Annotated in this window: 15 protein-coding genes; 11 read left to right on the top strand and 4 right to left on the bottom strand. The window is 48.8% G+C overall.

The genetic code is table 11. The annotated features are described in order from the left end of the window. Positions 1-9: 9 nt before the first annotated feature. A complete protein-coding gene (locus tag AAC022_RS07055) occupies positions 10-780 on the top strand; it encodes a prolyl oligopeptidase family serine peptidase (RefSeq protein ID WP_339729457.1) in 771 nt (256 codons plus the stop codon). Between the two features lie 17 nt (positions 781-797). Here AAC022_RS07055 and AAC022_RS07060 read toward each other — a convergent pair whose 3' ends face one another. From AAC022_RS07060 to AAC022_RS07070, 3 genes are all read right to left on the bottom strand, one after another. After that, on the bottom strand, positions 798-1,724 hold the full coding sequence (locus AAC022_RS07060; RefSeq protein WP_339729459.1) for an ABC transporter ATP-binding protein: 927 nt from the start codon (positions 1,722-1,724) through the stop codon (positions 798-800). Continuing rightward, positions 1,721-4,030, bottom strand: a complete 2,310-nt coding sequence (locus AAC022_RS07065; protein WP_339729460.1) for a hypothetical protein — start codon at positions 4,028-4,030, stop codon at positions 1,721-1,723. The genes AAC022_RS07060 and AAC022_RS07065 overlap by 4 nt, the downstream gene beginning before the upstream one ends. A gap of 213 nt (positions 4,031-4,243) precedes the next feature. Next, the gene (locus tag AAC022_RS07070; protein ID WP_339729461.1) at positions 4,244-4,984 is read right to left on the bottom strand and encodes a hypothetical protein; all 741 of its coding nucleotides are present in this window, start codon (positions 4,982-4,984) and stop codon (positions 4,244-4,246) included. A 382-nt stretch (positions 4,985-5,366) separates the two neighbouring features. Here AAC022_RS07070 and AAC022_RS07075 point away from each other — a divergent pair, with 382 nt between their 5' ends. Both AAC022_RS07075 and AAC022_RS07080 read left to right on the top strand, forming a co-directional pair. Then, positions 5,367-6,188 (top strand): hypothetical protein, encoded by an 822-nt coding sequence (locus AAC022_RS07075; RefSeq protein WP_339729464.1) that lies wholly within the window; start codon positions 5,367-5,369, stop codon positions 6,186-6,188. A gap of 126 nt (positions 6,189-6,314) precedes the next feature. After that, the gene (locus tag AAC022_RS07080) at positions 6,315-6,773 is read left to right on the top strand and encodes a YiiD C-terminal domain-containing protein (RefSeq protein WP_339729467.1); all 459 of its coding nucleotides are present in this window, start codon (positions 6,315-6,317) and stop codon (positions 6,771-6,773) included. Between the two features lie 9 nt (positions 6,774-6,782). Here the strand turns inward: AAC022_RS07080 and AAC022_RS07085 are convergent, their stop codons facing one another. Continuing rightward, entirely contained in the window at positions 6,783-10,313 is a 3,531-nt protein-coding gene (locus AAC022_RS07085; protein WP_339729468.1) for a mechanosensitive ion channel domain-containing protein, read from the bottom strand. Between the two features lie 560 nt (positions 10,314-10,873). On the opposite strand from AAC022_RS07085, the gene AAC022_RS07090 reads away from it, so the two are divergent. The 8 genes from AAC022_RS07090 to AAC022_RS07125 all read left to right on the top strand — a co-directional run bounded on the left by AAC022_RS07090 (position 10,874) and on the right by AAC022_RS07125 (position 25,210). After that, positions 10,874-11,389, top strand: a complete 516-nt coding sequence (locus AAC022_RS07090; RefSeq protein ID WP_339729471.1) for a hypothetical protein — start codon at positions 10,874-10,876, stop codon at positions 11,387-11,389. A 126-nt stretch (positions 11,390-11,515) separates the two neighbouring features. Beyond that, a complete protein-coding gene (locus AAC022_RS07095; RefSeq protein ID WP_339729472.1) occupies positions 11,516-12,976 on the top strand; it encodes an efflux RND transporter periplasmic adaptor subunit in 1,461 nt (486 codons plus the stop codon). A 48-nt stretch (positions 12,977-13,024) separates the two neighbouring features. Then, positions 13,025-16,126: a CusA/CzcA family heavy metal efflux RND transporter gene (locus AAC022_RS07100; RefSeq protein ID WP_339729474.1), complete on the top strand. Its 3,102-nt coding sequence runs from the start codon at positions 13,025-13,027 to the stop codon at positions 16,124-16,126. 287 nt (positions 16,127-16,413) lie between these two features. Continuing rightward, positions 16,414-19,023 (top strand): EAL domain-containing protein, encoded by a 2,610-nt coding sequence (locus AAC022_RS07105; RefSeq protein WP_339729476.1) that lies wholly within the window; start codon positions 16,414-16,416, stop codon positions 19,021-19,023. Positions 19,024-19,147: 124 nt separating this feature from the next. Continuing rightward, entirely contained in the window at positions 19,148-19,939 is a 792-nt protein-coding gene (locus tag AAC022_RS07110; protein WP_339729478.1) for a class I SAM-dependent methyltransferase, read from the top strand. 116 nt (positions 19,940-20,055) lie between these two features. Further along, complete coding sequence (locus AAC022_RS07115; RefSeq protein ID WP_339729481.1) at positions 20,056-20,820, top strand: IclR family transcriptional regulator; 765 nt, start codon at positions 20,056-20,058, stop codon at positions 20,818-20,820. Next, positions 20,817-23,777 (top strand): PSD1 and planctomycete cytochrome C domain-containing protein, encoded by a 2,961-nt coding sequence (locus tag AAC022_RS07120; protein ID WP_339729483.1) that lies wholly within the window; start codon positions 20,817-20,819, stop codon positions 23,775-23,777. Before AAC022_RS07115 ends, AAC022_RS07120 begins: the two co-directional genes overlap by 4 nt. 17 nt (positions 23,778-23,794) lie before the next feature. Beyond that, positions 23,795-25,210 carry a DUF1501 domain-containing protein gene (locus AAC022_RS07125; RefSeq protein WP_339729486.1) on the top strand — a complete coding sequence of 472 codons (1,416 nt, stop codon included), beginning with the start codon at positions 23,795-23,797 and terminating at the stop codon, positions 25,208-25,210. The last annotated feature ends 57 nt before the right edge of the window (positions 25,211-25,267 follow it).

The following is a 25,267-nucleotide window of genomic DNA, read 5'->3' on the forward strand; positions in this document are numbered from 1 at the left end:
TTATTGGCCATGTTTGTTCTAGCTGGTGTGTCAGCAGTACAGGCTGAAGAGAAAGCGCAATCAGGAAAACAGGTGGCAGCCGAACTGAATACACGGGTTCCTGTGAAGATGGACTACCTCATTTATTTGCCGAAAGATTATGATCAAAAAGAAAAGTGGCCTTTAGTATTATTTCTGCATGGTGCAGGGGAACGAGGCGACAATCTGGATCTGGTCACCGTGCATGGGCCGCCGAAATTAGTCAAAAATGGAAAACCGTTCCCTTTTATTGTTGTTTCGCCTCAATGCCCCAAAGGTCAACTCTGGCAACCGGTCGAGTTAACGGCCTTGCTAGATGAAATTGAAAAGAAGTATCACGTTGATAAAGATCGTATTTATGTAACCGGGTTAAGTATGGGCGGGTTTGGTACCTGGGCACTGGCTGCTCATACTCCTTACCGGTTTGCTGCTCTCATTCCCATTTGTGGCGGTGGAGAAAAATTCTGGGTAAAAAAAATCAAGCACGTACCCATCTGGGTGTTTCACGGAGCCAAAGATGGCGCGGTGCCACTGGAACGTTCCCAGTCTCTGGTGGACGTATTGAAAAAAGCGAATGCGGATGTTTCGTTCACGATTTATCCGGACGCGGGCCACGATTCGTGGACGGAGACTTATGATAATCCCAAAGTCTACGAATGGCTGTTGCAGCAGAAGCGAAAGCCGGAATCAGAGGTGAAAGCAGCAGAGGAAAAAGCGGAAGCAGCCCGTAAAGCAAAACGAGCCGCTGCCCAAAAGAAATAGTTAACGTGGGAGTGGGATTATTGAACCAGACCTTTGGTCAATTCCATAAATGCCGTTTCCAGGTTGATTTCCTCTTCGCGGAATAAGCTCAAATGGAACCCTTCATTGATCAACAGCGAGGGAATGAAGGTGTAATCTTTGACATCATTTTGCAGAGTGACCAGCATGACATTCTTTTCGATGTCAATATTTGATACCAGATTATGAGATTCAAGCAGGGCAGCGGCTTTTTCTGTGTTTTCGCTCACGCCAACGTAGAGCAGAATTCGCTGCCTTGCTTTTTTCATGACTGCATCAACGTTATCGTCAACAATCAAATTGCCTTTTTCGATCATTCCGACGCGCGTACAGACATCAGCCAGTTCGGGCAGGATGTGACTGGAGACAATTACGGTTTTCTTGAGTTCTCCCAGGCGTTTCAGCAAGTTGCGGATTTCGATTCGGGCGCGTGGGTCCAGACCACTGGCCGGTTCATCCAGCAGAAGCACTTGCGGCTCATGCAGCAGGACGCGCGCCAGTCCGATGCGTTGTGTTTGGCCACGGGATAACTGATTGACCATCGCGTCCCGCTTGAAAGTCATGTCGACCAATTCCAGCTTTTCTTCGCAGATTTTCCGACGCTGTGGACCTTTGATTCGATAGGCGGATGCAAAAAACTCAAGATATTCGAGCACGGTCATGTCATCGTAGACACCAAAGAAGTCAGGCATGAAACCGACCAGTCTTCGGATTTCTTCCGGATGCGTATAGATCGATTTTCCACAGACATAAGCTTCGCCGTAATCCGGGCTGAGCAGAGTGGCAATCATTCGCATCGTGGTTGTCTTGCCGGAGCCGTTGGGACCGATAAACCCAAAGACATCGCCTTCTCCCAGACTCAGATTGATATTGTTGACAGCGATCAAGTCGCCGTAACGTTTGGTTAAATTGCGTGTTTCAATCACTCTTTATCGCTCCCGGAAGGTGTGTCCTTCTGATCCTTCGGCTGATCATCGTCTTTGTTTTCCACCGAAGGTAATTCATATTGAATGTCTGTTGATTTCTTAACGGGGATGACCACTCTGATAAAGGTGCTTTGCTGTTTCTGATCGAGTTGTTGATCATCAAGTTGCACCTGGCTGAGGGGAGTATCCAGTCTGGCAAATAAAACGGCTCTCCCCAGACGTAATTGTTCGGTCAGGTCCAGTTGCTCTGCTGAGAGATTTGTGAGTCTGGTGTAACCAAATCCTCCTGACATTTCATGGAAAGTCAGCATTTTCAGTATTTCGTATGTGTCTTTGGATAACGGGTCGTAGTCGGTTTGTACGGTAATGATGGTCGCATTATGCTGCCCTTTTTGTTCAATGCGGCGCGAGACGGCACGGGTCAGGTATCCCTTGATGTTGCGCGATTCGATGCGGGGGGCATTAATATTCCAGGACTGGCCGGCAGGAATGAAAGAGTCTTCAAGCTGTTCCGGATTCACAACCGGTAGATAGACCCGGTTTCGGTAAGCAATCACCCACTCTTTGAGGGGACTCGAAAACTGATGTGTGAGAGTTCCGGAGAGCTGGCCTATACTATTTCCTGTCAGACGAGATTCGACTAAGTCGGGTTGTTGACGAGACCAGTCTGCTCTGAGGCTCTTCGTTCCCCATTTTAATATTGGCAGATTTATGATGGACTGGGAGTCTTTAGCAAACTGGTAGGCGGGGCCTGTGATTGTCCCTTCCGCAGACCGGTACATGCCTGCGAATGTTGTTTCCGGTAGGCCATTCCAGCAGAGATGGGTCGGAATGTACTCGGCCGAATTCTGTGTTCCCGGAACAGTTGAAGCAACATTCACCTGATATCGACGCATTTCGGGACTATATAAATTCAGATAAAAACGACCACGCAGCTGGCCAGTTGAGGCATCATAGTCTACGAGATTAAGTTGGGTTGACTGCAGTGTATTGCCATTATCATTCTGCGCCGTTGTGACTCCCCAGACAACAGCCAGCAAGACCAGGGTCGGGAACGTAATCCAAGTGACATGGGGTTTGTTTAGAATACGGTGGACCAGGAAATAATCGAGCGGTCCCACCAGCAGTAGATAAAACAGAATCAGGCCCATCACCCACCAGTGGGAGGGTCTTTGGACATCTGGGAAATTCTGCTGCGAATGAAACACTTGCGTTTCCAATTCGGAAATTCCTGTCTGTGAAATCCGCTTGCCCAAGACGTCATTCTGTTGATTGCTGGAACCAGACTGTTTGAGTCTGGTCGCCAGTTTTGGGCAGAGGTTTGTTAAACCATCCCAGTTGACGAGGGGACTGGTGTTCAAGTCCAATGCGAGGAATGTCACAACGCCCAGACCAAAGGGAACCCGAACCAGTAGCGGTCCATTCAGGGAGGATGCCAGGACCTCGCCGGCATCTATTTCAATTTGGGCAGCGGTTGCGACACCACGAATCCGAGAACGAACGGCGGCAAATAATTCCAGGCTGCTTAATTCACGTACTCGATTCTTACCGGTGACTTTTACCGGTACCCATTTCGCAAATTCACTTTTCTGATAGGCTTCCACGTTGTTCCCAACACAGATAACAAGGTGCCCACCGTTGGCAACCCAGTTTCGAATGGCCCGATTTTTTTCAACACTGACCGAATAATCTGCATCTATGATTAACGAATCGAGCGAGTCATATCCATAAGCGGTCTCAGGCAGGATCGACTTGTCTGAAATCAATGTGGTGAACTGGCTCCGGTTTTTATCGATCGCATCCGGCGTCTCTGCTGAAACAGGATCGAATCCGGGAGTCTCACCGATCAGTGCCCAGAGCTCTACCGATTGCTTCAAGCCAATCGCCGTAAATTTGTTCCGAGATGACTGGGGTGAATATGAGATTTCACGGAGTATTGACTGTGTTTTTACATCTCGCAGCCGAATTTTTAAGGGGCTGTCAAGTAAACCAGATTTGAATTGTGCATACAGCTGATAGTCTCCCTGTTTCGGGAGTGAGTAGACTTTTGATGGAACTTCCGTCGGGTTACCGTCTGGTGACAGTGCGACGATAGAGAGTTGCAGTTCCAGCGGTGCGGTTGTCGTGAGATCAACAACAATGGGAACCCAGCGGCCTACTTTGTAGAGGCCATCAAATCCGACATGAATTTGTTTGACTTCAAAGGGTTGCGTTTCTTCTGCTGCAACAGCAGGCTGGCTGGCATGGAGCACAAGCAGAAGCAATGAGAAGATCGTATTGAATTGGAATATAAGAGATGATTTCATGCGTTTCTTTTCTGATCCCGTCTTTTTAAAATAAACGTAAATCCTGGAATCAGTTTGTGATAATGACCGTGTGCTCTGTATTCGAAATGTGACCGAATTGCAGCGATAGAATGAAAACAAAAATATAATCTTGTATTATGTCTTGAGCAGAGACCAGTCTCAATGCATTGCCTTTACAAATAAGGGGTTTCCACAGATTAACCTGTTCTTCATTCAGTCTGTGCCCGTCAAACCAGTCAGTAGGGTACCAAATTTCTCCAATGCAATTTCCGGTATGGTGTGCGGACCCATAAATTCGGAAAAATCGACGGCAAATTGATTTTGCTCAAACATGTCTTTTAGCCAGATTGCCCCATCGAATGGGAGTATGGGGTCTTGTGTGCCGTGGCTCTGCTGAATCGGAAACTTTTCTGCTTTTTCTGCCAGAGATGTCCATCTTTGTTCACATAATAGGGTGCTCGACCAGAGAACCAGTGCTGCCGGTGGCTGAGGCAGGTTCAGGGCGACTTCGGTTGAGATCATGGAACCTTGCGAGAACCCGGCCAGCACAAACTGAGAGAGGGGTAACCCAGATTCTTTTTGTAGCGCATCAACAAATTCACGGAATTTTTGAGCCGCTTCTAATAGGCCATCGGGCGTTTTATTTCTCTGGTCCCGAATGTTTCCCGATGCAATGGCGGCGTTCAACTCTGCCACGTCCAGCATCCACCAGGCACGACCTCCGGGGATTCCCATCTCGACTAAGGAGAGAGGCGCTGCAGGAAAGACGAAGCGAACCTGTTCTGCTAAGGCAGGATATTTTCTGAGTACTTCTGACCCCAACGGGACCAGATCATCTCCCGGTGCGCCGAATCCATGACTGATAATGGTGATGATTTTCGGAGACTGTCCTGGGGGAAGTTTATCATAAATCTGGCAACTGAGAGGGCCAATTGTTTTGGTTGTAAGAGGCATGGAATCCTGAATCTATCGAAGTATTTATGGGGGCTCTGTTTAAGGTGGTTTTTTCTTTACCCGGTTATTGTGTCGTGCGAAGAGAAATTTGGCAATCGAGTGGTCGAGGCTACGAGTCAAGTTTACATGTAGTTCCGCATCAAATTGATACGATTGTCATCGAAATCACATCAGATTGCTTTTGCCCGTTGCCATTTTTTCATTGTGTGACAAACAATTTTACGCACTAAGTTCTTTTTTGGAAAGCGTTTATTGGCAACAAACAAGGCATGTTGCATTTCAGGAACGTGCTTTGCCTTAGTTGGAGTCATGCAAATGAAAGGTCTATCAAAGATGAGGCACCAAGTGTGTGCTGGTTTTGTCCACATGAAGGGAGAACGTTATGTTTCAACGATACATTCGCTGGGGGGGCATGGTGGCGCTGTTGATGATCGTCGTCGTACAGGATGGTTCTCTCTACGCGCAACCGGGTATGAACGCGCATCAGGTTATGAGTCCGGAAGTGGTTGGGGGGAAGCTCAATCACGATTCCTTTACACTGTGCCGCGAGATTCGCACGAAGTTTCGTGGAATCAGAGGGCAACGCAGCCTGTTTGCCAAGGCCTATGAAATACACGAAATCGCGGACGATATTCACAGGATGATTGTTCTGAATGCGCCGGTCCAGGGCATGGATCAGGCGTTAGCAGATTTAAGCATGCTGGTTGACGATCTGGATCAATCACTGCAGGCAGGAAGGTTGCCGGTTCTGCGTGACCCTGTGATCAAACCTACGGGACCGAATGGGTATGAGTTCTATGGGGGAAATGGTTATCCGCAGCCCTGTTTTCAATGCCACGGATTTCCTTACCGAATGATTCCGCAGCAAAATCTACGTGAGTTGAATCAGACGATCAAGGGGATGAAATTTTCGATTGATCTGTTACAGGCACAGTATTCGCCTCATCCACAAGTTCTGCCGGAAAGAAGATTGTTTCCCGTACCTCGCCAAGGAGCGCCCTTTGAAACAGAACGGGAACAGCCATTACAGCCGCTTCGTCAGCCTGGACTAATTCAGCCTGATCCCATTCAGCCGGAGTATGATTCCCGCTGGAAACCATCACGCAAGCCGCCTTCGGTGTTTCCTCCAGCGATTCCGCCCAATCGATCAGTCCCTCCACAGCAGGGGCCTGAATTTCTTCCGCCGTCTCCTGCTGCCGGGTGATGACGGCTTGACGAATTTATGATGAGGGTCCGGCAACGCTTGTATTTTTCCAGATGATGCATCAGACTACTTTCGATATACGTATCTCGTATATGTGCCGATTGTTTTGCTGGGAGGATCATCAGGATGGAGTTTGATGCAGAGGAAGTGACGGCATATTTGCATCAGCACATTCCAGTCACACGAGCGATGCAAATCCAAGTGTTGCCGGAAGCGAAGGCCGTCTTGAAGTTAAGTGCCCGACTGGCTCCGAATCTGAATCATCAGGAAACCGCCTTTGGCGGCAGCATTGCCAGTCTGGGTATTCTGGCGGGTTGGACGTTGATTCATCTGCGGCTGAGAGCAGACGGGCACCGCTACAAAATTGTGATCCAGAAAAGTGAAGTGGAATTTCTACGACCGATTGAATCTGACTTTCAAGGAGAATGCCCTTTTCCTGACGATCAAGTCTGGGAGCAATTTTATTCCCGATTACAACGCAAGGGACGCGCTCGTATTGAACTACAATCGCGCGTGACCAGAGACGACGAGGTTGCTGCTGTCATCAAAGGTACCTTTGTGGCGAAGCGGCTGGAAACTTCCTGAAATCACCTGCTACTTCTGTTCTGGTTTGTCTTGAGAATTTCCCGGTTCTGGATTCAAATTCAAAGTGGTCTGCTGGAGTGCTTTATCGCCGTAAAATAAGTGCACATCCCGCTGAGGAAATGCGATTTCAATCCCTGCTTTATTGAATTCTTCATGAATCGTGGTATGCAGTTCATGTATGACTTTCAACCGGTTTTCCAGATTCGGAAGGTAGGCCCGAAGAGTCAAATTAAGTGTGCTGTCTCCAAAGGCTTCGAATGTGATACTGGGAGCAGGGTCTGAGAGCACAAGTGGGTGATTGACCACAATCTTCATGGTAAGATCAGTCGCTTTATTTGTATCGGTGCCATAGGCAACGCCTACAGTGATCGCGATTCGGTTCACAGAATCGGTTAAGGTCCAGTTCAGTAGTTTACCTGTAATAAATTCGCGATTGGGAACGATATATTCTTTGCGGTCCCAGTTAGTAATTGTCGTGGCACGCATCCGAATTCGGGACACGACGCCAGTGACTTCATCAACGGTGATGATATCGCCTACGCGAATCGGGCGTTCGATCAGCAGGATCAGGCCGGAAATAAAGTTGGCAAAGATCTCCTGTAGACCAAATGCCAGCCCGAACGTCAATGCGGTTGCCAGCCATTGCAATTTTGACCAGCCTAAGCCGAGCGTAGAGAAGACAATGAAAATTCCGATCAAGGCAACAAAATAGCGGGCCAGGCTTGTAATGGCATATTTCACCGGTGTATCCAGAGGGAGTCGTTGCAGCACAAGAAATTCCAATAGCCCCGGGATATTTCTTGTGGCAATGACAGCAAAGATGGCCAGAATGATGGCCACTACGAGATCATAGTAGGTGACGGGTTCGAGTTTTTCGATGTATTTCGATTTCAGTTCCCCGTTTTCATCAGTGGTTTCTTCCAGGGTCTGAGTTGTGGTGAACCAGATTTTATTTTCAGACCTGTCCAGTCGATTAAAGGCCGGCAGCGTATCTCCCCAAATCCAGAACATGCCGACCAGCAGAATCACGCTGATGGATGCGTTGATCAGTTTTTTGATCTGAGCTGAGATTTTTGTGAGGTCAGAGGGGTTTTCCTCTTCAATGGTAATTCCTGTGATGCCTGCGATCGTTGCTTCGGTACTCGGTTCTTGAGCATCTTTGCGAAGCGTCTGCAAGCGTTCCTGATTCTGCTTAAAGCTGAGTTGGCGATGATGGATCAGAATCCAGCGCAACAGTAATGCTCTGAATAAAATGACGACTAGAAATAACCAGAGCGTCAGGAAGATCAAATGAAACAGACTCATTGCCGTAAAGTAGAAACCGATGAGTGATAACAGAATCAGGGAACAGGGTATGACGAGTGTCAAAAAATAAATGATGAATTTGCAGCGGTCATACCAGACCTCCTGATTGTAATTCAGGATTGACTGAAATAGACCGGAGCGGGGGTGGAAGACCCGACGGGCAAAAACGGTATAAACCACCAGTAATGCGGAAAAGCAGAGACGTTCCAGAAAGTCCTGGTTCCGATCTACTTCTTTTCCGTGTAATAAAAGCGTGACAAACAGAAGTGGGATTGAAAAAGAAATAACCCAGCGAATGTTTCTGCGCACGTAGGAAACGGTTTGTTTATACCAGCCAAAGTGAGATTCGCCGAGACCCAGGGGACGACAGATTTGTCGAATGAGTTCCCAGAAAAATAACAGCCAGCCAACTTGATTTAAACTATACTCCACGGCTTTGACGAAAACAGGTTCATTCGGATTGCTGCCGAGTCTCCAGGCAATAAACCAGATGAACCCCGGCCAGACGATGGCGATAAACATCGTGAGAAAAGCAACGCGCGCAGTGATCGCAAACTTTCGGTAATTACTTTTAATGATTTCTTTGTTGATGATGCGGAGTTGCTGTCGCACATTATAGGCTAGATAAATCAGGCTCAGGAAACAGAAGAACGCGGTTCCATAAATGATCGGATTCGTGATCACATCCTGCTTGATAGCATGAAAGACTTCGTTCCAGCGAGTGGGGGAGAGCAGCCATTTGAGTGAACCGGGGGTTTGCTTAAATTCGGACGCTGAAATTGGAGCGGAACTTCGGATCCAGAAGATGCGTTCCTGGATATAATCCGAGTAGGCGTCGGTCTGCTTGACTAGCGATTGTTCTTCGATTTGGAGATTGAGTAATTTGTCAAAGTAATTTTTGTTACTCTTGATTAGTGAGTCTAAATATTCTTTCTGCTTTGCCAGAGTATCTTCGACAATATTCTGGAGATTGATTTCCTCTTCTTTAGTCAGTTCATCTTTACTGTCTTTGATGATTTCTGCTGTTTTTTCTTCGGCTGTCGGAAAGTCTGCCCATTCTTCTTCCAGGTCAAATTTTTGTAGTTGAACTTCATCAATCAATTTGCTGCGATGCTCAATATTTTGTTCGCGACTTTGGATATCAGGTAGCATTGCCTGCTGATTTCGAAGCAATAATCCGATGGGGCCCGTTAACCCAATTAACTTTTCTTTTTCTTTAGTCTGAGTGAATTGTTTTTTGAGATCATCCAGGGTCTTGCTGGTTTGTGATAACTTCTGATCTACGGATTCGATTTTGTTATTGAGTGCCTGGATCTCTTCAGCATACTTCTGATTTTTTTCAGCCATCGGTTGTAAAAGTGGATGCGTGGCAAACACTTTGTCTCTGGCTTCCTGGACGCGCATTCTGGATTCAAGGGCCCGTCTGTTTTTGATCTGTTCTTTTAAAGCATCAATGTTGTCTTTTTTTAGTTTGACTTCCAGTTTTAAATAATCCGAGTAAATTCGTGGAAATCCGACGGTATCCTCGGCGTCATAGGATGTAAGCTCGTTCTTTAAAGACGGTTTTTCCGCTTTAAGGAGAATTTGACGTGTTTCGAGTTCCTTTTTTCTGGCATCGCTCACAGCAGCTGGTTCGTCTGCAGGAGCAGGAACTGCTAATTGCTTTTGGATTTCGTTTAGCTTTTCATCAATTTCACTGGCACGCTTTAAAGCTTCTTTTTGACGGTTGGGACGACGAGCCAGTTCTACTTCCCAATTGGCCAACTTCTGTTTCGCTTCTTCCAGTTGAGGCTCTGCCTGGACAAGATCCTGTTCGAGTTGGGGCAGATTAATGATCTTGGAGTAGGAAGGGGCAGATTGTCGATTCAAATTCTCAATTTTGGCTTTATAATCATTGACAAGCTGCATCGCATTTTGCGTTTTGGCGGCGTAATCGAGGGCGTTTTTCTGGAAAAGGGCTGTTTTTTGCAGGTTTCCCAGTGCCTGAGTATAGAACTCGATGGCTTTTTTCTGATTCTCCTCAGTCAGGTCTTTGATTTCTTTGACCTGATCGATTCGTTTTTGGATCTCTTCCGTGGTGATCGAGGGGCCATTTTCGGTTGGGGTGGGGGCAGTCGGCTGAGAAGTCGTCTTAAGAGAAGGTTGAGTCTGTGCTTCCAGGCGCGAGACCCCAAACAGAACCAGAGATAGTGTGAAAAGCAGGTTAGCCTTTATGAGCTGACGACGAATAGTCATACGAAATTTAATTTCTTGATGTAATAAAACGGTTAAACAAATACAGGGAAGAGCAGCAGGTCCTGCGAGCGTTAGTTTAGTTGGTTGGGGCTCTATTCAGCAAGGTGTGATGCCGTGTCCCTTTGTGAAAAAATATATTGCCATATTGTCTTTCAACGATTTCGGAGTGTTGTCCCAAATATTGCGCGTCAACTGTTGAGAGCATGCCGAGATTTTCTGATTCTGAATTTATTTCCAGGGAGGAATTTGACGAATCCTGAGTTTGATTCGAATTGCGGCCTCATGCTGCTGGTGTTTTCAAGGCGATATAAAACCAGTTCAGAGATTTTGAAATGGAACAAAACACGGGACCGGGGGAGTGTACCTGTGTTCCTGGCAGCAAGGTTGAGTCTCAATAAGCGTTTGAGACGAAGTGTCTTGTCACAGAAGTGAAGAGATCCTGAAAAGAAAAGACTTGACATATTCTCTGTAGGAGACAAATAATACAAATAGAATTGTTTCGCGGCGATTCCCCACCTTGGGACTAGCGTCCTTTTTATTCCTCCTTGGATATGATTCCAGTGCAAATCCATTCGTCATTAATTGACTATGAATCGCGGCTACATTGGACAACACGATGTTTGATTCGTGTCTGTCTACTGCTGTCGTTATGGAATTTGCCTTTTCCGTGGCTCCATAACCATGACGTGAACCCGGTGGTCGCGAATAGCGGTGACTGGCTGCCATCCCACCTGGATCAATATCATACGGACTTAGTGAAGATTCAAGCTCCTGAACAAGGCTGGCACCTGCATTTTGTCTATCTGGGGGAAGAACAGAGTCATGATCCCCTCAAAAAACGGTTCCCCGCTCAGCACTATTTCATCGTAGGCGAGTCTTCACAGTCATTACCTGCCTTTGAATCTGCGCAAGCGGCTTTATTGCAGCAGATTTTGGAATCGGCCAGCGTGAAATCCTATACCGCGCTCTTGCAATTGGAGCTGCCTGTTCCTCAGAATCAAACAGAATTCGGACATTTCCTGCAGGCATCTCAAAGCCAGTCACTTCGTGACTTGATCAGCGTTTCTCTCTGCTGATTTCTATTCTCCCTGAAAGAACGTCGTTTACTTATACGACCGGAGTTATGCGCCGATTAATCCATCGTTGATCAAAATGCTGCATGATTCCTCTCTCATTTTCCGTTAATGCGGGAGAATTCTATTATGAAATCACGAGTCTTTTTAATCCTGGTCGTTGTACTGTCAGTCATCGGAATCGGTTTTCTCTGGCCACATCTTCAGAAAATAATAGTCGAAAATCAGACTGCCGAAACTGAAGTTTCAGAAGGTGTCGCTGAACCGGAGCAGGATTCTGCGGCGGTTGAGCTCTCAGACGAGAAGAGCAAGGCGGTTCAGTTCACGTTCTCACAAGTCAAACGGCAGTCGATGAATCAGGTCCGCGTCGTCCCGGGACGGTTGCAGTATGATGATCGGAAACATGTTTCTGTCAAAGCGCCTACTGAAGGAGTGCTGGTTGAAGTCCGGGTAAAACCTGGCGACATTGTGAAAACGGGGCAAGTCCTAGCTGTTTTGAACAGTCCTGAAATTGGAACGGCTCGCGCGGATCTGCTCCAAAAAACGGCAGAATATGAACTGGTTCAAAAACAGTACAACTGGAAATCATTGATCCAGAATAATGTTCAGAAATTGATTGATGCTTTGCTGAGCCAGCGCACGATGAATTCTGTCGAAGAAGAATTTACGGATGCAAAACTGGGTAGCTATCGTTCCCAGTTGTTGCCCGCTTATTCTCGATATCTGTTGGCGTTGATGATCGACAAAAAGTCGGCTCCGCTGGCAAAGTCAGGTGCGATTTCTCAACAATCGAAACAGATGCGCGAAGCCGATGTCCAGGAATCCCGCGCTGCTCTGAAAGCGTTGTGTGAGCAATCGATTTATGACGTTCGCCTGGATCGGGATCAGATGCTGGCGGAACTCAACGATGCCGAACACCGGAGAACGATTAGTCGACAGCATCTGGAATCGTTAATCGGGGCGAGGATCGATTTAAATAGTGATGACATGAAGTCCGCCGAAAAGTTGTCGCGACTGGAAATTATCGCCCCCTTCGCTGGGACGATTGAAGAGCGGACCTTCAGTCAGTCAGAACGAGTGAATCGCTCGGATTCTTTGTTTGCTTTGGCACAAACCGACACGCTGTGGGTTGCCGCTGATATTCGTGAATCTGACTGGAGTGCCGTTTCGCTAAACAGTGGTCAGGATTTGAAGGTGAAGGTGATTGCGTTTCCCGATCAGATCTTTACCGCGCGGCTGTATTATTTGGGACGGCAAGTCTCTCCCACGACCAACTCAGTCCCTTTAATTGCTGAGATTAAAAATCCGGGAGGGATCCTGAGACCAGGCATGTTTGCCCAGGTCATGATCCCTGGTAAGGAGAAAGCAAATGTGATTGCAGTACCAGCTAAAGCGGTACTGGATGATGCAGCTCAGGAATTTGTATTTATCAAGGATTCGGATCGATCGTTTCGTCGTGTTGATATTCAATCGGGGCTGAAAACAGAAGACTGGATTGAAGTGCAACAAGGTCTCGCGGGGGGAGAACAGGTTGTTGAGGATGGGGCTTTTATCCTGAAGTCCGAACTGCTGCTGGAACGAGAAGAGTAGTTTCTCGGCGATCACTTTCTTATCTGTCTTTCTGCTGGAGTTATCCTGATGCTGTCACACTTGATTGAATTTTCACTGGCGAACCGATTTATTGTCTTGGTGCTGACATTGCTCATGGCGGCGGGGGGACTGTATTCAGCCCTGCATTTACCCATTGATGCGGTACCTGATATGACGAACGTGCAGGTTCAGGTCGTCACCGATGCCGGCTTTCTTTCCCCAGTGGAAGTGGAACGGTATGTTACTTATCCTATTGAAACTTCGATGGGGGGCCTACCTAAGGTAGAAGAAGTACGCAGTGTTTCTAAATTCGGAATCTCTGTCGTTACAATTGTCTTTGAAGAAGGAACTGATCTCTACTGGGCGCGGCAACTGGTCACTGAGCGAATTACTGCCGCTGCAGCCGACATTCCTCCCGGTTATGGGACTCCTCAACTAGGACCATTGGCGACGGCACTCGGAGAAATCCTGCAATTTGAAGTCCGCGGTGAAGATTATACACCGATGCAGCTGCGCACGATGCTGGAGTGGGAAATTGCTCCTAAAATGCGTGAAGTGTTAGGCGTGACAGAAATTAATACGCACGGCGGTTTCTATAAAACGTTCGAAGTGCAGCCGAATCCTGATCGGCTCAACAGTTACGGGATTTCTCTGGAAGATCTCTTCAAACGAATTGAAAATAATAATTCGATTGCCGGGGGAGGCTATGTTGTCCACAATCAGGAGCAACGTTTCATACGTGGCCAGGCACTGTTAAAGAATCAGACTGATATCGAAAATATCGTGGTACGCCATGATCCCAATAGCACACCCATTTTGGTGCGTGATGTGGCGAAAGTCGAAATTGCTCCCATGACGCGGCAGGGAGCCGTGACCCGCGATGGAAGAGGGGAAGCGGTGACGGGGCTGGTGATGATGTTGATTGGCGAGAATTCCCGAGAGGTGGTAGCAGATTCAAAGGAGCGGCTGGTAGAAATTCAAAAAACGCTCCCGGAAGGAGTGACTCTGGAAATTACCTATGATCGCTCGTCCTTGATCAGCCGTACGCTCCGAACTGTGATGACCAATCTGGTGGAAGGTGGTATTTTAGTAATCGTGGTGCTGCTGGTGATGCTGGGAAGCTTTCGCGCAGGGCTGATCGTGGCGTTGGCGATCCCATTATCGATGTTATTTGCAACAAATTTAATGGCAGCAACCGGAATCACGGCCAGCTTAATGAGTCTGGGGGCGATCGACTTTGGATTAATCGTAGACAGTTCCGTGATTATGGTAGAGAACTGTATTCGACGTCTTTCGATGAACAAAGAGGGCAAGCCGTTTCTTTCCGTGATTCGAGACGCGGCGATTGAAGTTCGTAAACCAACGATGTTTGGTGAATTGATCATTGCCGTTGTTTATCTGCCCATTTTGGCACTGCAGGGAACCGAAGGGAAATTGTTCCGCCCGATGGCATTGACGGTTTTATTTGCTCTGGCGGGTTCCTTGGTACTGTCGCTCACACTCATGCCCGCACTGGCGTCGCTGTCGTTGCCTAAAAAGATGACAGAAAAAGAGATCTGGTTGATTCGCTGGGTAAAGTGGATTTATCGGCCTCTGGTTTCCTGGACAATTCGACGTCCCTGGATGACGGTAGGTATTGCGTTGCTGGTGTTTCTGATCAGCCTGCCTGTCGGCAGAAATCTGGGGGCCGAGTTTATGCCCCGACTGGAAGAGGGGGATTTGCTGGTGGAAGCGGTGCGTCTGCCGAGTGCGACGATTGAAGGCTCGGTCGAAATGTCGACGCAGATTGAAAAAGTGTTGATCAAGTACCCTGAAGTCAAAACGGTGTTTTGTAAAACGGGGCGACCGGAGATTGCTAACGACGTGATGGGCGTGCACCAAACTGATGTCTGGGTGATTCTGAAACCCCAGAAAGAATGGCCGCAACAAAAAACACGTGATGCGTTGATTGAAGAAATGTCTGCGGAATTGAATTCGAGTGTTCCAGGAGTCGCTTTTGGATTCACACAGCCCATTGAGATGCGCGTTGATGAACTGGTGGCTGGTGTGAAAGCTGATGTCGCCGTGTTGTTGTATGGCGACGATTTATCAATTCTCAGTTCAAAGGGCAAGGAAATCGAACGGGTGCTCAGAAAAGTACCGGGAGCCGTGGATGTAAAAGCGGACATTCAGGCCAGTCTGCCGACGATTCGCATTGAGCCGAAATGGGATGTGCTGGCGCGTTATGGGATGGATTCGAAAAATGTAATGGATGTGGTTTCTTCACTGGGGGGCCATCAGGTCGGTCTGATTTTTGAAGGCCGCGCGCGCTTTCCGATTATCGTTCGCATCCCAAAAAACTGGCGTGAGAAAATCAGTCTGCTGGAACAGTTGCCGGTTTCCAATTCGACGGGAACTCCCGTGCCTCTGAGAGAACTGGCGGAGATCACTTTTGAAGAAACGCCTCCCTCGGTCGAACATGAATCAAACCGTCGTCGCACATTTATTCAAGCCAATGTTAGAGAGCGTGATGTCGCCAGTTTTGTCGCCGATGCACAAGCGGCTATTCAAGAACAGATCAAGCTGCCTGAAGGTTATGAAATACGCTGGGGGGGAGATTTTGAAAACCTGCAGTCCGCCAGCAAGCGACTGGTGATTATTACGCCGATCGTTCTGTTGTTAATCTTTCTTCTGCTGCACACAACCTTTCGGTCAGTACGATTAGCGTTGTTGATATTTCTGGCCGTTCCGATGGCTGCCTCAGGGGGAATCTATGCGCTGGCATTACGCGAGATGCCGTTCAGTATTTCTGCTGGTGTGGGATTCATAGCATTATTTGGTGTCGCTGTTTTAAATGGTCTGGTGTGGGTGAGTGCAGCTGAAAATCTGCGCATCAAAGAACGAGTGCCCGTTGGGGATGCCACATTTCAGGCAGCGATGTCGCGGTTGCGCCCCGTGCTCATGACGGCGCTGGTTGCCAGTCTTGGGTTTCTGCCGATGGCACTCTCGCAAAGCGATGGGGCCGAGATGCAACGTCCGCTGGCCAGTGTTGTCATTGGTGGTTTGATTACATCCACCCTGTTGACATCGCTGGTCGTTCCTGCCATTTATCCCTGGTTTGCTCCTAAATTGACAGAAGCAACGAGTGATGAATCAGAAACTTCTGACTGAGAGGGATCAGAAATATGCTCACTTCTGCATCTGATTGATATAAAAATGCTGAGTGTTACTGTACATGTTGTTTCGAGAGAAAAGTCCTCTGGTCATTTTCAATGAGAATAGTGATCTCATCAACACGCTGGCGAGATTTGTTGGTGTTTTGTTCATTCCAGGGTGGAGGTGTTTGACTGCAATTTTGTTTTTGATTTCCGCGAAAAATCTAAAACCGAGCTCAATATATAAAAAATAACCTACGTTTCATGAAATCGTATAGCACTCATATGTTTAAAGCGAGAATCATGGAACCCTCTTCAGAATCAAATGAATTCGATAATCACGATAGAGAAACGGAACGTTTAGCCCATTTTTCATGGCCTTTGATTCCATTGATGGGGATCGTGATTGTGATTGTATTTGGCGTATTTGTTCTGGTGTATGAACTGAAACATGTCGCACTCACACGGCATGTGATTCATGGTGATGTCGCGCGGCAGGCGCTGTCTGGAAAAGTAGCCATTGATGTTCTGCAGTGCCGACGTTATGAGAAAGACGTTTTTCTGAATCTGAATCATCCAGAGAAATTCGCCTCATACCTGAAGAAGTGGCGCACTGCCTGGAACAAACTGTCGATTGATACCGACTTTCTTAGCAGACATGTAGCAAATGAGGAAGAAACACATTTACAGATACTGTTGAGCGATTCGGTGAAACAATACCGTACGTATTTTATGTCAGTGGTGGCGCAAATCAAGGATGGTAAAATTGACTCAGCTGAGCAGGCGAATCTGGCGATGTCACCCTTCAAGGATGGAATGCGGGAACTGATCGCATCATCAACCCGGCTAGCTGTCGAAAGTGCGACTTATGCGACAAAAAGTGGAGGCGAACTCGTCTGGCGCGGGGGAGTCAGTGTTGCTGTTGTCTTTTTTATGACCGTTGCTCCAAGTGTGATTCTCCTGGTGCTGTTCCGGAAATACAACCTGAGGCTAATGACGGCGAATGATCAACTTCAAACTTATAATGCGGAATTGAAGCAAAGTGAAGAACAGGAAAGACGGGCTCGGGATCAGGCGATTCAGGCAAAAGTTGAAATAGAACAGGCCCTGGGGAAAATTGAATCACAGCGTAGAGAGCTAGAGCAGAGCGAGCAGCAGTTTCGAACTCTGGTCAATAATATTCCTGGTGTTACCTTTCGTTCTCATATCGATGAGGACCGGACTTTAGAATTTATCAGTGTGACCGTTGAAGAACTTGTTGGTTATCCAGCCGAAGAGTTAGTACATAACGAAGTCAGGACATTTGCTAGTATCATACACCCTGAAGATGTTGCTAAGGTGAATACTGCTGTTCGAGTTGCTTCTGAAGAGCCAAGGTCATTTCAAGTTGGCTACCGTGTAGTGCGCGCAGACGGTCAGATTCGTTTTGTCTGGGAACAGGGGCAAGTATCTGCTGACATCAAGAATGGTGTGATGGTCGATGGCGTGGTGTTTGATGTGACTGAACGCAAGAAAGCCGAGATCGAGTTGCGCAAAAGTAAGGAAGTCTTTGAGCGGGCTTCGTTGCTGGATAAGTTGACGGGCCTCCCGAATCGGACTCTGTTTCATGATCGTTTGAGTCAGGTGATTCAAAAATCGCGGAGAGAGTCGGATTCCAACTACGCCGCAATCTTTCTTGATTTTGATCGTTTTAAAATGGTCAATGACAGTTTAGGGCACGATGTCGGCGATATGTTACTGGTTGAAATCGCGACGCGTTTGCGCAATCAATTGCGGTGTACCGATTCCATTAGTCGTCAAGTCGCAGGGCACACTGCGGGAAGACTCGGCGGTGATGAATTCATTATTCTACTGGATGGGATTAGGAATTTAGACGAAGTGATTACCGTAGCCGAACGTCTGTTGATCGATTTTGCCCGGCCTTACAATCTGAAAAATCACGAAGTCTATTCGACGGCCAGTATGGGCATTGTGATTGGAAACAAGCATTACAAACGCGCGGAAGATGTGATTCGTGATGCGGATACGGCGATGTATGAAGCGAAGCGGATGGGAAAAAGTCGGTACATCATTTTCGACGATTCCATGCGAAAACGTGTGATTCGTGAAATGATGCTGGAAAATGATCTCCGAAAGGCGATCGAATACAATCAACTGGCTTTGTTTTATCAACCGATTGTATCTTTGGAGAGTGGTGCAGTTTGTAGTGTCGAAGCATTGATTCGCTGGAATCACCCCGAGCATGGAATGATTAGCCCAGGTGAATTTATTCCCATTGCCGAAGATTCTCAACAGATTATCGAACTGGGGGAATGGGTCTTGCGAGAAGGCTGCAGGCAATATGCCGACTGGTCAGAACGACTGGAATATAAAACACCGTCTATGATCAGTATTAACCTTTCACGAAAACAGTTTGCCTGTCCACTTTTAGTCAATACGATTCAACGCACGTTGGAAGAATTCCAGGTTCAACCTAAGAATATTCAGTTGGAAGTCACAGAAGATGCGTTCGCCTCTGATATTAAATCAGCAATACAGGCGATGAAAGATATCAAGGACATCGGGGTCAAACTGGCCATTGATGATTTTGGCATCGGACGCTCGTCATTTGGTTCTTTGAATCAATTCCCGGTGGATACCCTGAAAATTGATCGCTCATTGATTGCCGAAGTCGAACGGACCAAAGGCATGGCGGCGATGATTAATTCACTCGTCGTATTGTCGGAAAATCTGGGCATTATGTTGATTCCGGAAGGGATTGAAGAAAAAAGCCAGGTGGCCGAGCTACAAAGACTGGGGTGCCATTTTGGACAAGGATATTACTTCGGACGTCCCATGCCGGCAGATCAATTAGAAAAGTATCTGTTGCAGCAACCGAGTGCCTGTTTTAACTCCGCGCCGCAAATGGCTTAAGTGCGCCATTGGCGTCATTTCAGAAACATCGTCTCACTGACTCCCGTCAGGAAGGAGATTTGGTTATCCTGTTTAACATCTCAGGAAATAATCAAATCCTTTAAATTTATGATGCCGATGACTCATGAAGCGACGACATTTGTTTGAATTTGGAGATTGCCAATGGCTGCCGAGCCTGCTCCGGGATTATATGACAGACTATTTGCGGTTTGTTTCAACTAAGTTCAATCTGTTTGGTGGTACCCTGCCGAGACTCACCGAGATTTTGGAGCACACAGGTCAAACACAGATCGTGGACATTGCTTCCGGGGGAGGTGGTCCGTGGCTGAGTCTGGTGCCGGAACTGCAGTCGAAGGTACCGGATTTGAAAATTACGCTGACGGACCGTTATCCGAATCAGGCCGGTATGAATCAGGTTGCGTTCGCTTTACCTCAGGTCGTCGAAACGGACTTGCGAAGTATTGATGCCAGGGAGATTCCCGCGGATCTCGTGGGTCTGCGAACGCAGTTTCTCAGTCTGCATCACTTTGAGCCGGCAGATGTCGTCTCGATTCTTCAGAACGCAATCGCAGTCAACGAACCCATTGCCGTTTTTGAGGCACAGCAACGCGATGTCGAACATCTGATTCGATTTGGACTGTCACCCCTGTTTGTGATACTGCTGACACCGTTCGTCAGTCCCTTTCGAATCAGGCGGCTTGTGTTGACTTATCTGATCCCCATTGTACCTGTTCTGGTTTTCTGGGATGGCATCGTTTCCGTTCTACGTACCTATACTGTTGAGGAAATGTTGCAAATGGCCAGAGAAGCTGACCCGGGGCAGCGGTATGAATGGAACGCTGAAGTAATCAACAGCGGTCAAATCAAAAATCCCTGTCTCACTGGCTGGCCAGTTGGGCCCCTCAATCAGGATTGAGTCTTCGCCGGAACGTCACTCAAACATGTGATATCAATTGACACTGATGCGACTGTTGGTTATCTTGGTGTGACGCGTTATGTATGTGTGACGTTGTTCTAGTCGGAAGGGGGCCAATGAAAACTGCCACGACGAGTGTGCCCGCATTGGAGCGGGGGTTGGATGTGCTGGAAGCATTGAGCCAGGTTCCCGAAGGGTTGGGCATCAGTGAGCTGGCGGCGCGACTGTCGCTGAATAAAAATTCGGTCTTTCGGATTACGCACACGCTTACAGATCGCCAGTATCTGGAACGTGATCCGCTGACCAAGCGGTTTCGGCTATCGACCAAGTTTCTGACGTTAGGGCTACCTCAGGTGGGGGATGTGAGTCTGGTTGAAGAAGCCCTGCCGCTAATGCGGGAGCTGCGTGACGAGACTCGTGAAACCATCCAGCTTGGAATTCGCGTAGGTGATGAAGGCGTAATCATCGAACAGGTGAGTGGTCTGCATCCGCTGAGAATTGCCGTGGATGTGGGGCTCCGCTTTCCCATGCATAATAACGCACCTGGCAAGGTTCTGCTCGCTTTCCAAGATTCTCAAGATGTTGAGGCGACGATTGAACGGATTCCCTTAATAGCAGACACGCCACGCACGATTATTGATCCCGCTGCGTTGAAGACGGAATGCGAGCGGATTCAAAGTCGAGGCTACTCAACCGATTTTGCAGAGGCTGATGAAGGCATCCACTGTGTTGCCTCGCCAATTCTGGATCAAGAAGAAAAGTTGTTAGCTGTGGTCTGGGTCTCGGCTCCGTCCAAGCGGATGCCGAAGAGTATGTTTGCCAGTGTGGGAAAACAGGTCTTACTGTGTGCTGAAGAAATTGCCGGGAGGCTCAACCGATGAATGAAATTCGTGCTGTTTTTCTTTGGTCAATGCTAATGCTACCGGGCGGACTTTCATTTGCGGACGAAAACGCATTCTTCCGTGATTCCGTCGAACCCATTCTGAAGAAACATTGTTTTGAATGTCACTCTCATTCTGCAGGAGTAATGGAAGGGGATCTGACACTTGACTGGCAGAGCGGATGGAAAAACGGGGGAGCACGTGGCGCTGCGATTGTTCCCGGTGATCCCAATGGCAGTTTGCTGATCAAAGCAGTACTGCACAGCGATCCCGATTTGAAAATGCCGGAAGAAAAGCTGACTGAGAAAGAGATCGCGATTCTCGTTCAATGGGTTAAACAGGGGGCACACGATCCTAGAACCACAAAACCAACCGTAGATCATACCAATGCGACCGACTGGTGGTCGCTCAAACCGCTGGCCCGTCCCACTCTTCCCGGAAATGGGAAGGAGAACCCGATTGATGTCTTTATTCATGCGCGCCTGCAAAGCGAGGGCTTAGAACCGTCACCAGAAGCAGATCGTCGCACGTTGATCCGGCGCGTGATGTATGATTTGCACGGACTTCATCCAACGATAGAAGAGACTCAAGCATTTATCGCAGATAAAGATCCCAACGCCTACATGAATCTGGTAGAGCGACTTTTAAAATCCCCGCGGTATGGTGAACGCTGGGCGCGTCACTGGCTTGATACCGTGCATTATGCCGACACACATGGCTTCGAACATGACGTCTTTCGACCTCATGCCTGGCGGTATCGTGATTATGTCATTGATCGATTCAATCAGGATATACCCTGGGCACAGTTTATCCGCGAGCAACTGGCGGCCGATCATTTCTATCCGCAGTCTTCCAAATTGATGGTGGCACTGGGGTTTCTCGGTGCGGGCCCCTACGATTCCAGTGCAGCTGCGACGGCTCCCAAGTCATTTGAATACCTCGACCGAGATGATCTGGTAACGCAGACCATGGGCGCGTTTACCAGTACCACTGCGAATTGTGCACGCTGTCATACGCATAAGTTTGATCCGATTACGCAGGCGGACTACTTCGCGCTGCAGGCAGTGTTTGCCGGGATTGGTAAAGGGGATGTCCCTTTTGATAACGACCAGTTGGTGGCTGAACAGCGTGCGCACTGGAAATCGATCAAGATCGCAGCACAGCAGAAGAATGCGGATCTGCTCTTAAAACCAGAAAATCTGAAGCTGGTTGCCGAGTGGGAACAGTCGCGTGGCCCCGAACCGCATTGGTTGCCTCTGGAGCCGGAAGTCTTTGTGTCGACGAATGGCGCGAATCTAAAACGCCAGACTGATGCCTCCGTGCTTTCGACGGGACCGCCTCCTGATCAGGAAACGATCGTCGTCACTGCGAATACACCTCTCTCCACGATCACCGCAGTCCGACTGGATTTGCTGATCGATGATTCATTGCCCCACAAAGGACCGGGCCGCGCCCACAATGGAAATCTACATTTAAGTGAGTTCGAACTGCGTGCCTTTCCCCCTAATGCCGGGGAAGGGCGACTGGTGCCGATTCGTCAGGCGACGGCCGACTTTAATCAGGCAGGCTGGACGATTCAACATGCCATCGATGGAAACCTGAAAACTGCCTGGGGCATTTATCCAAGCGTCGGTGTCGGGCACTATGCCGTTTTTGAATTGAAAAATCCGCTGAGTCTCGAACCGGGGTCGCGTCTGGCGGTGACATTAAAGCAAGTCCATGGAGGCGCGCATATTATCGGGCGATTTATGTTGACAGTGACCGATGCACCGAAGCTGGATGTGATCGCCATCCCTGCCGAAGTCGAAACTGTGTTAACGGTGCCAGCAGAACAGCGAACGCCTGAGCAACAGGCTTTGCTGGCGGCTACTGTCTTGGAACACCGTGCCGATCAGGAGTTGGAAAAACTTCCACCCAAAGTCCGTGTGTACGCGGCCGCCTCTGCCTCAGCCAATGCGCCCGGGGTGGCGACGTTTCCTCAACTTCGCGAAATTCGAATCTTATCGCGCGGTGATCTTGAAAAGCCTCGCGAGGTTGTTGGTCCTGGTGCGTTAACGGCTTTATCACCATTGCCCGGGCGATTTGACTTGCCTCCCGGTCATGCAGAATCAGCACGTCGGGCGGCGCTCGCTGACTGGCTCGCGGATCCGCGGAATCCACTCACCTGGCGGAGTATCGCGAATCGTGTATGGCATTATCATTTTGGCAAAGGACTCTGCAACACGCCGAACGATTTTGGACGTATGGGAGGCACGCCGTCGCATCCCGAGCTACTCGACTGGCTAGCCTGCGAACTACGAGATCATAACGGCTCGCTCAAGCACCTGCATCGGTTGATCTGTAATAGCAAAACCTATCGGCAGTCATCCGTCTATCAACCGCAGTTAGTCAAACATGACCCGGACAATCGTCTGCTGGCGCGCATGTCGCGCCGGCGGCTTGATGCCGGGAGTTTCAGGGATGCGGTATTACAAGCCAGTGGGAAGCTCGATTTCACGATGGGCGGGCCGGGTGTCACTTATTTTACGCAAACTCCCGGCCCACAGGCGACGCCCGTCTTGCATTATGACAAGTTCGATCTTGATAGTCCGGGCGCCTACAGGCGGAGTATCTATCGTGTGGTCTGGCGCGGGATTCCTGATCCGCTGATGGACGTTTTGGATTTTCCGGATCTGGGATTACTTGCTCCAGTACGCGGGTTTTCTGCTTCGCCGCTGCAGTCGCTGGTATTGTTGAATAATCGATTTGTGTTACATCAGTCACAGAAGATGGCAGAGCGGGCCCAGAAGTCGGCCGACAACTTGCCTGATCAAATCAAGCAAATTGTGTTGTGGACGTGGCTGCGCGAGCCGACTCCTGACGAGTTGAAATCAATGACGGATTTAGCGAGCGAACATGGGCTGGCGACGGTCTGTCGGCTGGTATTGAACAGCAATGAGTTTCTTTTTGTTGAATAACGGCGAGGTCATCGAAAATGAATCTTCCCATTTCAAGACGTGAATTGCTGACCCGTTCGGGGGGCAGCTTTGGTGCTGCTGCATTGGCCTGCTGGTTGGGGCAAGCATCCGGTGCCGCGCCGTCGGCTGATTTGAACGGAGGCTTACATCATCGGGCGAAGGCCAAACGGGTCATTCAGTTGTTCATGAATGGCGGTGCCAGTCCAATGGATACGTTCGACTATAAGCCGGAACTGGTGCGGCTACATGGTCAGAAGCTGGGCCCCAAGGAAAAGCCGGAAGGCTTCACTGCCGCAGCCGGTGCGGTGATGAAGAGTCCCTTTGAATTCAAGCAGCATGGCGAAACAGGGCGTTGGGTCAGTTCCGTGTTTCCGCATCAGGCGAAGATTGTTGACGAACTGGCATTTCTGATGGCGATGACGACTAAGACCAACGTGCATGGTCCCGCCAGCTACATGATGAATACGGGCTTCATGCTGCCCGGCTTTCCTTGTCTGGGCGCTTGGGTTTCCTATGCTCTGGGAAATCTGGCGGATAATCTGCCGACGTTTGTGGTGCTGCCGGATACGCGGGGGCTGCCTTATAATCAGAAAGGGAATTTCAGCTGTGGCTTCCTCCCTGCCAAGCATCAGGGAACGTTGGTGAAGGCAACGAGCAAAACGCCGATTCCCAATCTGTTCGCCGATTCGCAGTATGCCTTTGCCAGTGGTAAGGCCGACAAAGATACATTCGCATTACTACAGCAGTTGAATCGAAAGCATGCTGAGCCGCGGCCCGACGATTCACGACTCGAAGCACGAATCGCCGCAGGAGAACTGGCGGCGAAAATGCAACTGAGTGCCCCGGAAGCCTTTGATCTGTCTCGTGAGTCAAAAGAGACGCACGCCGCTTATGGCTTGAATGAGAAAGTCACGGAAGATTTTGGCAGACGCGCTTTACTAGCGCGGCGGCTCCTGGAACGGGGGACGCGATTCGTGCAGGTTTGGAGTGGTCCCCAGGGAGCCGTGAATAATTGGGATAATCACGGCAATATTAAAACCGAGTTGCCCGCCATTGCGCGCAGTGCCGATCAACCAATTGCGGCGCTGTTCCGAGATCTGAAGTCACGCGGCCTGCTGGAAGATACACTCGTGATCTGGACGACCGAATTCGGACGCACCCCGTTCGCACAAGGGAGTGAAGGCCGCGATCATAATCGTGGCACCTTCGTGACCTGGTTGGCCGGCGCAGGGGTGAAAGCGGGGACAACGCACGGGAAAAGTGATGATCTGGGATACCAGACAGCAGAAGGGAAAACCTACTGTTACGATCTGCATGCCACCATTTTGCATCTGCTGGGCATCGATCATACCCAGTTGACCTTTCGCACCGCCGGCATTGATCGCCGTATAACCGACGTGCATGGTCATGTGGTACATGACATTTTGAGCTGATCCCATCAATCAGAGGAGATGAGTTCTTGAATCTCAGTTTGATTGAATGGTATGATT

Source organism: uncultured Gimesia sp., from assembly GCF_963976445.1.
Taxonomy (GTDB): Bacteria; Planctomycetota; Planctomycetia; order Planctomycetales; family Planctomycetaceae; genus Gimesia.

Excerpts from the sequence above, each read along its gene's own strand:
- AAC022_RS07055 (WP_339729457.1), top strand. The coding sequence starts at position 10 with ATGTTTGTTCTAGCTGGTGTGTCAGCAGTACAGGCTGAAGAGAAAGCG.
- AAC022_RS07065 (WP_339729460.1), bottom strand. The coding sequence starts at position 4,030 with ATGAAATCATCTCTTATATTCCAATTCAATACGATCTTCTCATTGCTT.
- AAC022_RS07070 (WP_339729461.1), bottom strand. The coding sequence starts at position 4,984 with ATGCCTCTTACAACCAAAACAATTGGCCCTCTCAGTTGCCAGATTTAT.
- AAC022_RS07075 (WP_339729464.1), top strand. The coding sequence starts at position 5,367 with ATGTTTCAACGATACATTCGCTGGGGGGGCATGGTGGCGCTGTTGATG.
- AAC022_RS07080 (WP_339729467.1), top strand. The coding sequence starts at position 6,315 with ATGGAGTTTGATGCAGAGGAAGTGACGGCATATTTGCATCAGCACATT.
- AAC022_RS07085 (WP_339729468.1), bottom strand. The coding sequence starts at position 10,313 with ATGACTATTCGTCGTCAGCTCATAAAGGCTAACCTGCTTTTCACACTA.
- AAC022_RS07095 (WP_339729472.1), top strand. The coding sequence starts at position 11,516 with ATGAAATCACGAGTCTTTTTAATCCTGGTCGTTGTACTGTCAGTCATC.
- AAC022_RS07100 (WP_339729474.1), top strand. The coding sequence starts at position 13,025 with ATGCTGTCACACTTGATTGAATTTTCACTGGCGAACCGATTTATTGTC.
- AAC022_RS07105 (WP_339729476.1), top strand. The coding sequence starts at position 16,414 with ATGGAACCCTCTTCAGAATCAAATGAATTCGATAATCACGATAGAGAA.
- AAC022_RS07110 (WP_339729478.1), top strand. The coding sequence starts at position 19,148 with ATGAAGCGACGACATTTGTTTGAATTTGGAGATTGCCAATGGCTGCCG.
- AAC022_RS07115 (WP_339729481.1), top strand. The coding sequence starts at position 20,056 with ATGAAAACTGCCACGACGAGTGTGCCCGCATTGGAGCGGGGGTTGGAT.
- AAC022_RS07120 (WP_339729483.1), top strand. The coding sequence starts at position 20,817 with ATGAATGAAATTCGTGCTGTTTTTCTTTGGTCAATGCTAATGCTACCG.
- AAC022_RS07125 (WP_339729486.1), top strand. The coding sequence starts at position 23,795 with ATGAATCTTCCCATTTCAAGACGTGAATTGCTGACCCGTTCGGGGGGC.